The organism is Cupriavidus sp. MPR-AND1C, assembly GCF_058809705.1.
This window is the reverse complement of the sequence record NZ_JBXASU010000012.1, coordinates 45,600-57,861: the sequence shown is the minus strand read 5'-3', so window position 1 is coordinate 57,861 and position 12,262 is coordinate 45,600. Positions and strand designations below refer to the sequence as shown.

At 67.6% G+C, this 12,262-nt stretch carries 11 protein-coding genes; 5 read left to right on the top strand and 6 right to left on the bottom strand.

Annotated features, from left to right (window positions below):
- Nucleotides 1-33 precede the first annotated feature (33 nt).
- From nirB to AC1RWI_RS09730, 4 genes are all read left to right on the top strand, one after another.
- Nucleotides 34-2,583 (top strand): nitrite reductase large subunit NirB, encoded by a 2,550-nt coding sequence (gene nirB, locus AC1RWI_RS09745; RefSeq protein ID WP_492865982.1) that lies wholly within the window; start codon nucleotides 34-36, stop codon nucleotides 2,581-2,583.
- Between the two features lie 45 nt (nucleotides 2,584-2,628).
- Nucleotides 2,629-3,000 (top strand): nitrite reductase small subunit NirD, encoded by a 372-nt coding sequence (gene nirD, locus AC1RWI_RS09740; RefSeq protein ID WP_492865980.1) that lies wholly within the window; start codon nucleotides 2,629-2,631, stop codon nucleotides 2,998-3,000.
- Nucleotides 2,997-4,226 (top strand): NAD(P)/FAD-dependent oxidoreductase, encoded by a 1,230-nt coding sequence (locus AC1RWI_RS09735; RefSeq protein ID WP_492865978.1) that lies wholly within the window; start codon nucleotides 2,997-2,999, stop codon nucleotides 4,224-4,226. Before nirD ends, AC1RWI_RS09735 begins: the two co-directional genes overlap by 4 nt.
- 65 nt (nucleotides 4,227-4,291) lie before the next feature.
- Nucleotides 4,292-7,084: a molybdopterin-dependent oxidoreductase gene (locus AC1RWI_RS09730; RefSeq protein ID WP_492865976.1), complete on the top strand. Its 2,793-nt coding sequence runs from the start codon at nucleotides 4,292-4,294 to the stop codon at nucleotides 7,082-7,084.
- A gap of 47 nt (nucleotides 7,085-7,131) precedes the next feature.
- Here the strand turns inward: AC1RWI_RS09730 and AC1RWI_RS09725 are convergent, their stop codons facing one another.
- The 5 genes from AC1RWI_RS09725 to AC1RWI_RS09705 form a co-directional block, all read right to left on the bottom strand.
- Nucleotides 7,132-7,386 (bottom strand): hypothetical protein, encoded by a 255-nt coding sequence (locus AC1RWI_RS09725; RefSeq protein WP_144410002.1) that lies wholly within the window; start codon nucleotides 7,384-7,386, stop codon nucleotides 7,132-7,134.
- 298 nt (nucleotides 7,387-7,684) lie between these two features.
- Nucleotides 7,685-8,248: a TetR/AcrR family transcriptional regulator gene (locus tag AC1RWI_RS09720; RefSeq protein ID WP_492865974.1), complete on the bottom strand. Its 564-nt coding sequence runs from the start codon at nucleotides 8,246-8,248 to the stop codon at nucleotides 7,685-7,687.
- A gap of 18 nt (nucleotides 8,249-8,266) precedes the next feature.
- Nucleotides 8,267-8,692, bottom strand: coding sequence for a nuclear transport factor 2 family protein (locus AC1RWI_RS09715; RefSeq protein ID WP_492865972.1), 426 nt, complete (start codon nucleotides 8,690-8,692; stop codon nucleotides 8,267-8,269).
- A gap of 27 nt (nucleotides 8,693-8,719) precedes the next feature.
- Nucleotides 8,720-9,505 (bottom strand): SDR family NAD(P)-dependent oxidoreductase, encoded by a 786-nt coding sequence (locus AC1RWI_RS09710; protein ID WP_492865970.1) that lies wholly within the window; start codon nucleotides 9,503-9,505, stop codon nucleotides 8,720-8,722.
- 56 nt (nucleotides 9,506-9,561) lie between these two features.
- Complete coding sequence (locus tag AC1RWI_RS09705; protein ID WP_492865968.1) at nucleotides 9,562-10,410, bottom strand: alpha/beta fold hydrolase; 849 nt, start codon at nucleotides 10,408-10,410, stop codon at nucleotides 9,562-9,564.
- A gap of 150 nt (nucleotides 10,411-10,560) precedes the next feature.
- On the opposite strand from AC1RWI_RS09705, the gene AC1RWI_RS09700 reads away from it, so the two are divergent.
- Entirely contained in the window at nucleotides 10,561-11,337 is a 777-nt protein-coding gene (locus AC1RWI_RS09700) for an SDR family oxidoreductase (RefSeq protein ID WP_492865966.1), read from the top strand.
- A gap of 13 nt (nucleotides 11,338-11,350) precedes the next feature.
- Here the strand turns inward: AC1RWI_RS09700 and AC1RWI_RS09695 are convergent, their stop codons facing one another.
- The gene (locus AC1RWI_RS09695) at nucleotides 11,351-12,217 is read right to left on the bottom strand and encodes an SDR family NAD(P)-dependent oxidoreductase (protein WP_492865964.1); all 867 of its coding nucleotides are present in this window, start codon (nucleotides 12,215-12,217) and stop codon (nucleotides 11,351-11,353) included.
- Nucleotides 12,218-12,262: the final 45 nt, after the last annotated feature.

Here is a 12,262-nt window from a genome sequence, read left to right as displayed (position 1 = left end):
GCACCAGCGGCCCCACAGAACAAGGAAACCATCATGAAACTGATCATCATCGGCCACGGCATGGTCGGCCACAAATTCCTGGAATGCCTGGCCGAGGCCGGCTCGCAAGATCTCGAAGTCACGGTGCTGTGCGAGGAACCGCGCCCCGCCTACGACCGCGTGCACCTGTCCGAGTTCTTTGCCGGCAAGTCCGCCGAGGATCTCTCGCTGGTGGAAGCCGGCTTCTTCGAGCGCAGCAACATGCTGCTGCGCCTGAACGCGCGCGCCACCGGCATCGACCGCGCGGCCAAGACGGTGACGGTTTCCACCGGCGAGACGCTGTCCTACGACAAGCTGATCATGGCCACCGGCTCCTACCCCTTCGTGCCGCCGCTGCCCGGCAAGGACCGCAAGGATTGCTTTGTCTACCGCACCATCGAAGACCTGGAAGCCATGCAGGAATGCGGCGCCCGCTCCAGGACCGGCGTGGTGATCGGTGGCGGCCTGCTGGGCCTGGAATGCGCCAAGGCACTGCGCGACATGGGCCTGCAAACCCATGTGGTGGAATTTGCCCCGCGCCTGATGGCGGTGCAGGTGGACGACGGCGGCGGCGCGATGCTGCGCCGCAAGATCGAAGAGCTTGGCGTCACCGCGCATACCCGCAAGAACACCGTGGAGATCGTGGACGGCGAAGACGGCACCCATCGCATGAACTTTGCCGATGGCAGCCACCTCGACACTGACATGATCGTGTTCTCCGCCGGCATCCGCCCGCGCGACGAGCTGGCCCGCGCCAGCGGCCTGGCCATTGGCGAGCGCGGCGGCATCACGGTGGACAACCAGTGCCTGAGCTCCGACCCCGACGTGTACGCCATCGGCGAATGCGCGCTGTGGGACGGCAAGATCTACGGCCTGGTCGCGCCCGGCTATGAAATGGCCCGCGTGGCCGCCAAGCACCTGCTCGGACACCAGGCCGAGTTCGCCGGCGCCGACATGAGCACCAAGCTCAAGCTGATGGGCGTGGACGTGGCCAGCCTGGGCGACCCGCACGGCAATGCGCCCGGCAGCCGTTCGTTCCAGTTCACCGACGAGCGCAAGCAGGTCTACAAGAAGCTGGTGGTGTCCGAGTGCGGCAAGTACCTGCTGGGCGGCGTGCTGGTAGGCGATGCCGAGGAATACGGCACCCTGCTGCAGATGATGCTCAACAAGATCGAGCTGCCCGAGTCGCCGGAATTCCTGATCCTGCCGTCTTCCGACGGCCAGGCCAAGCCGGGGCTGGGCGCCGATGCCTTGCCCGATTCCGCGCAGATCTGCTCCTGCAACAACGTGACCAAGGGCGATATCTGCGCCGCCGTCTGCAGCGGCACCACCAACATCGGTGACATGAAGCGCTGCACCAAGGCCGGCAGCACCTGCGGCGGCTGCGTGCCGCTGGTCACGCAGGTCATGAAGGCCGAGATGAAGAAGCAAGGCCTGGCGGTAAACAACCACCTGTGCGAGCACTTTGCCTACTCCCGCCAGGAGCTTTACCACCTGGTGCGCGTGGGCGGCTTCAAGACCTTCGGCGAACTGCTGGCTGCACATGGCAAAGGCCTGGGCTGCGACGTTTGCAAGCCCACCGTGGCGAGCATCCTGGCCTCGTGCTGGAACGAATTCGTGCTCAAGCAAGAGCACGCCAGCCTGCAGGACTCGAACGACTACTTCCTGGGCAACATCCAGAAGGACGGCACCTACTCGGTCGTGCCCCGCATGCCGGGCGGCGAAGTCACCCCCGATGGCCTGATCGCGGTCGGCCAGGTGGCCAAGAAGTATGGCCTGTACACCAAGATCACCGGCGGGGCGCGGGTCGACATGTTCGGCGCGCGCGTGGAAGAGTTGCCGATGATCTGGGAAGAACTGATCGCGGCCGGCTTCGAATCGGGCCATGCCTATGGCAAGTCCCTGCGCACCGTGAAGTCCTGCGTGGGTTCCACGTGGTGCCGCTACGGCGTGGACGACTCGGTCGGCCTGGCCATCGAGATCGAAAACCGCTACAAGGGCCTGCGCGCCCCGCACAAGATCAAGTTTGGTGTTTCCGGCTGCACCCGCGAGTGCGCCGAAGCCCAGGGCAAGGACGTGGGCATCATCGCCACCGAACGCGGCTGGAACCTGTACGTGTGCGGCAACGGCGGCATGAAGCCCCGCCACGCCGAACTGCTGGCCAGCGACCTGGACCGCGAAACGCTGCTGCGCTACGTGGACCGCTTCCTGATGTTCTACGTGCGCACCGCGGACCGCCTGCAACGCACCAGCGTGTGGCGCGACAACATGGAAGGCGGGCTGGACTACCTCAAGGCTGTGGTGCTGGACGACAGCCTGGGCATTGGCGCCGAACTGGAGGCGCAGATGCAGCACGTGGTGGACACTTACGAAGACGAATGGAAGGCCGCCGTGACCAACCCGGAAACCCGCAAGCGCTTCCGCCACTTCGTCAACAGCGACCTGCGCGACGACAACCTGGTCTTCATGGAAGAGCGCGGCCAGATCCGCCCGGCTACGCCGGAGGAACGGAACTTGCGTAAATCCCGGCTTGAGCAGATCCCTGTGATCGTCAAGGCAGCCTGAACCGTACCGACCCATCATCTCGCGCCAACGCCCAAGGAGAACATCATGAGCCCCACCCACCATACCGAAGCCTGGACCGCCGTTTGCAGCCTGCGCGACATCGTGCCCAATACCGGTGTGTGCGCACTGGTGGACAAGGCACAGATCGCCGTGTTCCGGGTCGGCGACGGCTACAGCGACGATCAGGGCGGCAACGGCGACCAAGTGTTCGCCATCTCCAACTACGATCCCAACGCCAACGCCGCCGTACTCTCGCGCGGCCTGGTCGGCAGCCTGGGCGAACGCATCGTGGTGGCGTCGCCGATCTACAAGCATCACTTCGACCTGCAGACCGGCGAATGCCTGGAAGCGCCCGAGCACTCGATCGCGGCGTATCCGGCCCGCGTCCATGACGGCAAGGTCTGGGTGGCCGCATGACCACGCCCTCCAAACCCCGCCTGGTGGTGGTCGGCAACGGCATGGCCGGCATGCGCACTGTCGAGGAACTGCTGAAGCTCGCGCCCGACCTCTATGACATCACCGTGTTCGGCGCCGAGCCGCACGGCAACTACAACCGCATCCTGCTCTCGCCGGTGCTGGCGGGCGAGAAAACGGTCGCGGACATCATGCTCAACACCCGCGACTGGTACGCGCAGAACGGCATCGAACTGCTGGCCGGCGATCCGGTGGTGGCGATCGACCGCCGCCGCCGGCTGGTGCGCTCGCAATCCGGGCGTGAGGTGGGCTATGACCGCCTGCTGCTGGCGACCGGCTCCAAGCCTTTCATCATCCCCGTGCCGGGCCACCAGCTCGATGGCGTCATCGCCTTTCGCGACATCCAGGACGTGGAAACCATGCTGGCGGCGGCCCGCAACCATCGCCACGCCGTGGTGATCGGCGGCGGGCTGCTCGGCCTGGAAGCCGCCAACGGCCTGATGCGCCAGGGCATGGAGGTCAGCGTGGTGCACGTGGCCGACAGCCTGATGGAGCGCCAGCTCGACAAGCCCGCCGCCGCGCTGCTCAAGCAGGCGCTGGAGCGCAAAGGCCTGCGCTTTTTGCTGGGCGCCAATACCAGCGCCATCCTTGGGGAAGACCGCGTCACCGGCGTATGCTTCAAGGACGGTACCCAGATCCCCGCCGACCTGGTGGTGATGACCGCCGGCGTGCGCCCCAATATCGAGCTGGCCCAGCAGGCCGGGCTGCGCTGCGAGCGCGCCATCGTGGTCGATGACACCTTGCAGAGCTACGATCCGCGCGTGTATGCCGTGGGCGAATGCGTGCAGCACCGCCAGGCCACCTTCGGCCTGGTCGCGCCGATCTGGGAACAGGCGCGCGTGGCCGCCGCGCACCTGGCCGGCGCCGGGCATCGCCGCTACGTGCAGCAGGCCACCGCCACCAAGCTCAAAGTGACTGGCGTGGATCTTTACTCCGCCGGCGACTTCATCGGAGGTGAAGGCAGCGAGGATCTCGTCATGCGCGATCCGCGCCGCGGCATGTACAAGCGGCTGGTGCTGCAAGGCGGTCGGCTGGTCGGGGCGGTGCTGTACGGCGACGTGCAGGACGGCCCCTGGTACTTCGACCTGATCCAGAGCGGCGCCCCGGTAGGCGCCATGCGCCAGAGATTGCTGTTCGGCAAGGCACAATGTGAGGCCATGGCAGCCTGAGCACCCGAACGCCCGAACGCTTGAACGACCTAGTCCCCGATTGACCGCCAGCAGCGAGCGCTAACGTGAACCTGTCCGATATCCCCGTCATCCTCTCCACCGGTTCGCCCACCCTGCTGTCCGCCGACGCCTCAGTCACCGTCACCGATACCACCTGCCCGTATTGCGGCGTGGGCTGCGGCGTGCGCGCCACCCGCCATGCCGACGGCAGCGTGGAGGTGGCCGGCGACACCAGCCACGGCTCCAACCAGGGCCGCCTGTGCGTGAAGGGCTCGGCGCTGGCGGAAACCGTCGGCCTGGAAGGCCGCCTGCTGCACCCGCAAGTACGCGGCGCCGACGGCGCCTTGCAGCCAGTGTCCTGGGACCATGCCCTGGACAAGGTCGCCCAGGGCTTCAAGGACATCATCGCCGAACACGGCCCCGATGCCGTGGCGCTCTACGTCTCCGGCCAGTTGCTGACCGAGGATTACTACGTTGCCAACAAGCTGATGAAGGGCTTTATCGGCAGCGCCAACATCGACACCAACTCGCGCCTGTGCATGTCGTCGGCGGTGGCCGGGCACAAGCGCGCCTTTGGCGAGGACCTGGTGCCGGGCAACTACGAAGACCTGGAACTGGCCGACCTGGTGGTGCTGGTCGGCTCCAACACCGCATGGTGCCATCCGATCCTGTTCCAGCGGCTGCTCAAAGCCAAGGAGGCGCGGCCGGAAATGAAGCTGGTGGTGATCGACCCGCGCCGCACCGCCACCTGCGAGCTGGCCGATCTGCACCTGCCGGTCAAGCCCGGCACCGACGTGTGGCTGTTCAACGGCTTGCTGCACTATCTGGCACAGCACGGCGCGGTGGACCAGTCCTTCGTCGACGCCCACACCAGCGGCCTGGACGCCGCGCTGGCGGCCGCCGGCCCGGACTGCGCCGACATCGCCAAGGTAGCCAAGGCATGCAAGCTCGACCCTGAAGCCCTGCGCGGCTTCTACGCATTGTTCGCCGCCACGCCCAAGGTGGTGACCGGCTTCTCGCAAGGCGTGAACCAGTCGTCGGCCGGCACCGACAAGGTCAACAGCATCATCAACTGCCACCTGGCCACCGGCCGCGTGGGCCAGCCCGGCATGGGCCCCTTCTCGCTGACCGGCCAGCCCAATGCCATGGGCGGGCGCGAGGTCGGCGGGCTGGCCAATATGCTGGCCGCGCATATGGAGCTGGCCGACCCGCTGCACCGGGAAATCGTGCAATCGTTCTGGGGCTCGCCTGCCATCGCGGACAAGCCAGGCCTGAAGGCGGTGGAGCTGTTCGAGGCCATCGAGCAAGGCCGGGTCAAGGCCGTGTGGGTGATCGCCACCAACCCGGTGGTCAGCCTGCCGGATGCCGACCAGGCCCGCCGCGCGCTGGCCAAGTGCCAACTGGTGGTCAGCTCCGACATCATGCTGCGCACCGATACCAACGACGCCGCGCACGTCCTGCTGCCCGCGCTGGGCTGGGGCGAGAAGGACGGCACCGTCACCAGTTCCGAGCGCCGCATCTCGCGCCAGCGCGCCTTCCTGCCGGCGCCCGGCGAGGCCCGCGCTGACTGGCGGATCCTGTGCGAGGTGGCCACGCGCATGGGCTTTGATGGATTCCGCTTTGCCGGACCGCACGAGATCTTCGACGAGCACGCGCGGCTGAGCACCTACCGCAACGCGGGCAGCAGCGCTCAGCCCCACGCGCCACGCATGTTCGACCTCGCCGGGCTGGCTGGCATGAGCCAGAAGCAATTCGACGCGCTCTCGCCGGTGCAATGGCCGGTGATGGCCACGCCCCCGGGGCGCCTCGCCAACGCGTCCGGCGGCACTGCCCGGCTGTTCGCCGATGGCCGTTTCGCCCACCCCGATGGCCGCGCCCGCTTTATCGCCACCGCGCCGCGCGCGCCGTTCCACGCCACCGACGACGAATTCCCGCTAGTGCTCAACACCGGCCGCGTGCGCGACCAATGGCACACCATGACCCGCACCGGCAAATCGCCCAAGCTGGCAGACCACATCGCCGAGCCATTCGTCGACATGCATCCGCAGGACGCCCTGCTATCCGGCGTCAGCGAAGGCAAGCTGGCCCGCGTGACCACGCGCTGGGGCGCCATGGTGGCGCGGGTGCAGCACAGCGGCGGCATCCCGCGCGGCAGCGTATTCGTGCCGATCCACTGGAACGGCCAGTTCAGCTCCGACGCGCGCGTGGGCGCGCTGGTCAACCCGGTGGTGGACCCGGTCTCGGGCGAGCCCGAGTTCAAGCACACGCCGGTGCGCGTGGAAGAGTTCCGCGTGTCGTGGCATGGCTTCGTGTTGAGCCGCGAGGACCTCCAGGCGGACGAGCTGACCTACTGGACGCGCGTCCAGGGCCGCCAGTTCCAGCGCTACGAGTTCGCCGGCCGCGAGAATATCGCCGACCGCGCCGCGTGGGCCCGCCAATTGCTCGGCATCGACGACCCCAATGCGGACTGGATCGAGTATGAAGACCGCACCGCCGGCATCTATCACGCCGGCCACGTGGTCGACGACCGCCTGCAGGCCTGCCTCTACGTATGCACGCGCCCCGACCTGCCCTCGCGCGCGTGGCTGTCCACGCTGTTCGCCAAGGACCGCCTGGAAGACGCCGATCGCATCGGCCTGCTGCTGGGCCAGCCGATGGAAAAGGGCGCGGACGCCGGCCCCACCGTGTGCTCCTGCTTCGGCGTGGGGCGCAACACCATCTGCGATGCGGTGCGCAAGCATGACCTCAAGACACCGGCCGAAGTCACCGCCTGCGTGAAGGCGGGCGGCAACTGCGGGTCTTGCGTGCCGGAGTTGAAGAAGCTGCTGGCGGAGATACGGGTGGCGGAAGTGGCTTGATGGTGGCCGGCAGCGCTCCAGGGCAAGCCTGCGGTGCTCCCTGGGTACTATGGCGGCGGGCGATAACCCAGCGCCATCACGGCCGCGATGCCCCGGCTCTGCCGGCAAGCATCGTCGCAATCGCTCAGCGCGGCGTCCACCGCCGCCCGGATATCCGTCGCGGCGCTCGCGGCCGCCGCTATGCGCTCGCTCGCGCTGTCCTCTCTGGCCACAGGCGCGCCCGTCCTCTGGCCGGCAGCGACGCCCAGCGCCAGCACGGCGCAGGTTCCCAACAGACATGTGATGCGATATCGATCCTTCACAATTGCCTCCTCTTTGCTCGTATCCCTTTTCTTGCATTGCCATGCTCATGTGGCGCGGTGGCGCGGTGGCGATGCACTTGCGCCAGCACGGTCTGCTGAACTGAAAGGTAAGTGCCGGAGGAGAGAACCTCTTCGTCCATGCGGACTAGGGTCAATCCCGTACGCCCATGCGCGCCGTGTGCTTCAAGACCGGATTGGCGATGGATAGGGGCATGGATAGGGGCATGGATAGGGGAACAGGCGAGAAGCGTGCGGAATTCGCCGCGAGCTACCGGCAAGGCGCCCCGGGCGCAGCCGGCTATTCCCCATAGAGCCGCAGCAGCGGCCCGACGCAGCCGGCCAGGTCCACCGGCGCCAGCCGCAGCGAACAGGCGCTCAGCAGGCCCCATAGATGCGCCGCCAGCAGCGCGCCCTTGCCCTGCTCGCCCAGCAGCCTGCCAAGGCCATCACACAACGCCCTGGCGCGGGCACGGATGCGGACCGTGAGGTGGCAAAGCTCGCACCCAGGCGTGCACGCGTGGTGCAGCAAGCCGAGGATGATGCCCGCATAGCGCAGCACGGCCTCATCCTGCAACATCGTCGCCAGCGCGCGCTCCAGATCCGGGCGGGCCAGGCCCCCGCCGCTACCGCCGAAGGCTGCGAGCCGGCTGGCCAGATGCGCCTCCGCCCGCGCCATGATGGCGGCCAGCAGCTCGGCGCGGCTGCGGAAGTGCCCGTAGATCGCGCCGCGTGTCATGGCGATGGCGCTCGCTACCTGCTCCAGCGTCACGCATTGCACGCCCTGGCGCTCGAACAGCAGCTCCGCGCTCGCAAGGATGCGCTCGCGCGTGGCGGCCGCATCACCCGGGCAACGTCTTACCATGCCCGCACGGCACGCGCCTTACTGCGGATGCACGTCATCCGGCCCCCAGAAGGCGCGCATGCCGGTAATGCGCCCGTCGGCACCGAAGGTCATCACATCGGTCACGTCAATGCGTACCGAATGCCCCTGCATGCGCGCATACACCGCGAAACTCAGGGCCGCGGCGTTGCCGTGCGACCCCCGCGGCGGCGCCACCACTTCCAGGCGCGCGCCGAGCGACGCCGCGTGCCTGTAGAAGGCGAGGATGCGCTCGCGCCCGGCAATCACAGGGCTGCCAACGGGGTCCTCGACGGTAGCGTCGTCGGCAAACAGCGCCACCACGCGCTCGGCGTCCGCCGCATTGAAAGCGGCCACGTAATCGAGCAAGGTGGCTTTCATGCCGGCGCTCTTGCTCGTGTCCATGGTCATGGTTTTGGTCATGGCTTTGGTCGTGTCGATGCTCATTCCCTTCCTCGTTGAAGCTGAAGACGCTCAACGCGCGGTGTAGCCGCCGTCGATCACCAGTTCCGCGCCGGTCACGTAGCGGGCAGCGTCGGACACCAAGTAGAGGATGCCCGCGGCGATGTCGCGCGGCTCGCCAAGACGGCCCATCGGCGCCTGCGAGCCAAGATAGGCGAACAAGCCCTCACCCTGCCCCGAGGCATGCGCCACTTCCTCCAGCATCGGCGTGCGGATATAGCCCGGATGGACGGAGTTGGCACGAATGTTCTTGCCGGCGTAGAGCATGGCATCGGTCTTGGCCATCATCCGCACCGCGGCCTTGGAGGCGTGGTACGGCGGCACGTCCGGGCCACCGACGATGCCGTACATCGACGACACATTGACGATCGAGCCGCCACCCGCACGCTCAAGATGCGCGATGGCATGCTTGGTGCACAGGAAAGTGCCGGTCACGTTGACGTCCATCACCCGCTGCCATTGCGCCAGCGCCAGTTCGTGGGTGGGCGCGTTGACGCCGTCGATGCCGGCGTTGTTGATCAGGATGTCGAGGCGGCCAAAGCGCGCGGCGATCTCGCCGAACACCTTGCCCACCTCAGCCTCGCTGGACACGTCCAGCTTCCAGAAGGCGGCCTGGCCGCCTTCGGCCTCGATGCGCCGCACGGCGGCCTGGCCGTCCGCTTCCAGCAAATCGAGCACCGCGACCTTGGCGCCGGCGGCAGCCAGCACGCGTGCGGTCTCGGCGCCGATGCCGCGCGCGGCGCCGGTGATGGCGGCCACCTTGCCGCGCAGGTCGAACAGGTTGAACGGGTATTCCATGTTGTCTCCAGGTTTATGGTTCTTGGCGCTGCCGACACGCCGGCCGCACAGCCATGCTACACGGCGGCCTCGACCGTATCCGCGAGAAAGCCCAGGCACTCGCGGTTGAAGTAATCGCTGTGCTCGACCATCACCCAGTGGCCGCAGCGATTGATCAGCACGAAGCGCGCATCGCGGCACCCCTGCAGGAACTTGAGAGCGCCGCCGGCGGGGTTGAAGCGGTCTTCGGTGCCCCAGAAGCCCAGCACCGGGCACGCGATCTCGCCCAGGCGCTCGGTCAGGTTGGGCACCTTCATGGTGGCCAGCACCTCGCGCGGCTGCGCCTTGCACACGGCCATGCGCTCATCCACCAGCGCATCGGTGACCAGCGTGGCGTCATGCACCAGCAATGTCAGCAACTGGCGCATGGTGTCAGGGTTCATATGCCCGCCGGTAAACAGCGACACCATCTTCTCGATGCCTTCCATGCGGAAATAGGTCTCGCGGTCTTCGACGCCACCCGGCGCCATCATCACCAGGCGGCTGACATGCTCCGGGTAATCCAGCGCGTATTTCAGCGCAATGGCGCCGCCCAGCGAGTTGCCCACCAGCACGCAGCGCGGCAGCGCCAGCGCCAGCAATTGCGCGCGCAGCGCGGCGACGAAGAAGTCCAGCGTGTATTCCACATCCGCCGGTTTCGATGACTGGCCGTAGCCTGGCAGGTCGACCACCACGGTGCGAAAGCCCGCCGCGGCAAAAGCCGGTGCGTTGTGCTTGAAGTTGCTATGGCCGCTGGCACCCGGGCCGCTGCCGTGGATGAACACCACGGGTTCGCCAGCACCTGCATCGAGGTAGTGCAGGCGCAGGCCGTCTGGCGTGGTGATGGTTTGGCCGGCTGGCAATGCCGCAGGCGACGTACTGGACATGTCGGTGTCTCCCCTGTTGTCATGACGAACCTGGCCGATCATGCTCATGCGCAACGCGGCAGGCATCGTCCTTTCAGACTACGAAGCGTCCCGTGGATTTCCCTAAGATCGCACTGACCAGCAAGGCAACGAGACCAGGGAAAGACAGAGATGACGGGATTCGACTTCAGCGGCAAGACGGTGTTGGTGACAGGTGGCGCGCGCGGCATTGGCCGTGGCATCGCCGAGGGTTTCCTGGCAGCAGGTGCCCGCGTGTTCACCTGCGGGCGCACGCCACCGGAGACTGACGGGGGGCAGCCCCGTCAGGCGGAGTTCATCGCAGCCGACATTCGCGACGCCGAGCAGGTGGAGTCCCTGCTGACCCGGATCGTGGACAGCGCCGGCTCGCTCGATATCGTGATCCACAATGCCGGCGGCGCACCCTTCGCGCTCGCCGCGCACGCCTCGCCGCGCCTGATGGAATCCATCATCCGCCTGAATCTGGTGGCGCCGCTGCAACTGGCGCAGCGCGCCAACGCACGCATGCAGGCCCAGGCCTGCGGCGGCACGCAGATCTTCATCGGCAGCGTCAGCGCGCTGCGGCCCTCCCCCGGCACCGCGGCCTATGGCGCGGCCAAGGCGGGCATCCTGAGCGCGGTCCGCTCGCTCGCGGTGGAATGGGCGCCACGCGTGCGGGTGACGGCCGTGAGTCCGGGACTGGTCCTCACCGAGGCTGCGCAGCAGCAACACTACGGTGATCCGGCCGCGCTCCGGCAGGTGGCTGATACCGTGCCGCTCGGGCGGCTCGCGGACCCGCGCGACATCGCCGACGCCTGCCTCTTCCTGGCCTCGCCGCATGCGGCCTATGTATCGGGGGCCAACCTGGTCATCGACGGCGGCGGCGAGCGGCCGGCCTTTCTCGACGCGGCCGCCCGCCACGCGGGCTGACCACGCAGCGCGGCTACTCGACCTTGGCCGGGTGCGCCTGCACCGGCCCACCCAGCACCGAGCGATAGGAAACGGGCGCCTTGCCGTCGATATCAAGAATGCCGTACTCCTGCGCAATCTCGGCGCTGATCAGCACCTGGCCCGATTTCTCCATGACGGCAGCGTCGCCATGCAAGGCAAGTATGACCTTGCCGGTGAACTCGGGGCTCTCCGCGCTCGGCGCAAAAGCGGCGTATTTGTCGGGCTCGCGCGCCCAGACCCGCATGGTGCGCTCGGTGCGCAGCGGGCCCATCCAGACCGATACCGCGGCCACGCCGTACGGGCGCAGGTCGACCGCCATGTCCTTGGCGAACTTGTCCACGCCGCACTTCTGCGCGCCGTAGGCCGGGCCGTGCATATAGCAACTCGCGCCGAAGGACGACGTGAACGCCATCAGTCCGCGCCCGCCAGCCACCATCAGGGGCGCCGCATGCCAGCTCGCCACATAGGCCGAGCGCAGGCCCACGTCGAGGATGTCCACCAGGGCCAGCGGTTTGTCCCAGAAGCCGCCCTGCTCGATCAGTGCGTCGTGCAGGAAGGTAGCGTTGTTGACCAGGATGTCCAGCCGCCCCGATTCGTCGCCCACCCGCTCGAACAGCCGGCGTACCTGCGCATCGTCGCGATGGTCACAGGCCACCGCGATGCCCATGCCGCCGCGCGCATCGATCTCGCGCGCGGTCTCGTGGATGGTGCCGGGCAACGGCGCCTCGCCGCTGCGCTCGGTGCGCCCGGTGACGTACACCGTCGCGCCGGCTTGCGCCAGCGCCAGCGCGATGCCCTTGCCCGCGCCACGCGAGCCGCCCGTGACCACCGCAACGATGTATTCCTTTGCACTGCGCATTGCATTCCTCCTCTGTGATTCCCACGCCGCGATCCCGCCGCGCGG

Excerpts from the sequence above, each read along its gene's own strand:
- AC1RWI_RS09710 (WP_492865970.1), bottom strand. The coding sequence starts at position 9,505 with ATGGAATACCCGTTCAACCTGTTCGACCTGCGCGGCAAGGTGGCCGCC.
- AC1RWI_RS09735 (WP_492865978.1), top strand. The coding sequence starts at position 2,997 with ATGACCACGCCCTCCAAACCCCGCCTGGTGGTGGTCGGCAACGGCATG.
- nirD (WP_492865980.1), top strand. The coding sequence starts at position 2,629 with ATGAGCCCCACCCACCATACCGAAGCCTGGACCGCCGTTTGCAGCCTG.
- AC1RWI_RS09720 (WP_492865974.1), bottom strand. The coding sequence starts at position 8,248 with ATGGTAAGACGTTGCCCGGGTGATGCGGCCGCCACGCGCGAGCGCATC.
- AC1RWI_RS09705 (WP_492865968.1), bottom strand. The coding sequence starts at position 10,410 with ATGTCCAGTACGTCGCCTGCGGCATTGCCAGCCGGCCAAACCATCACC.
- nirB (WP_492865982.1), top strand. The coding sequence starts at position 34 with ATGAAACTGATCATCATCGGCCACGGCATGGTCGGCCACAAATTCCTG.
- AC1RWI_RS09695 (WP_492865964.1), bottom strand. The coding sequence starts at position 12,217 with ATGCGCAGTGCAAAGGAATACATCGTTGCGGTGGTCACGGGCGGCTCG.
- AC1RWI_RS09715 (WP_492865972.1), bottom strand. The coding sequence starts at position 8,692 with ATGAGCATCGACACGACCAAAGCCATGACCAAAACCATGACCATGGAC.
- AC1RWI_RS09700 (WP_492865966.1), top strand. The coding sequence starts at position 10,561 with ATGACGGGATTCGACTTCAGCGGCAAGACGGTGTTGGTGACAGGTGGC.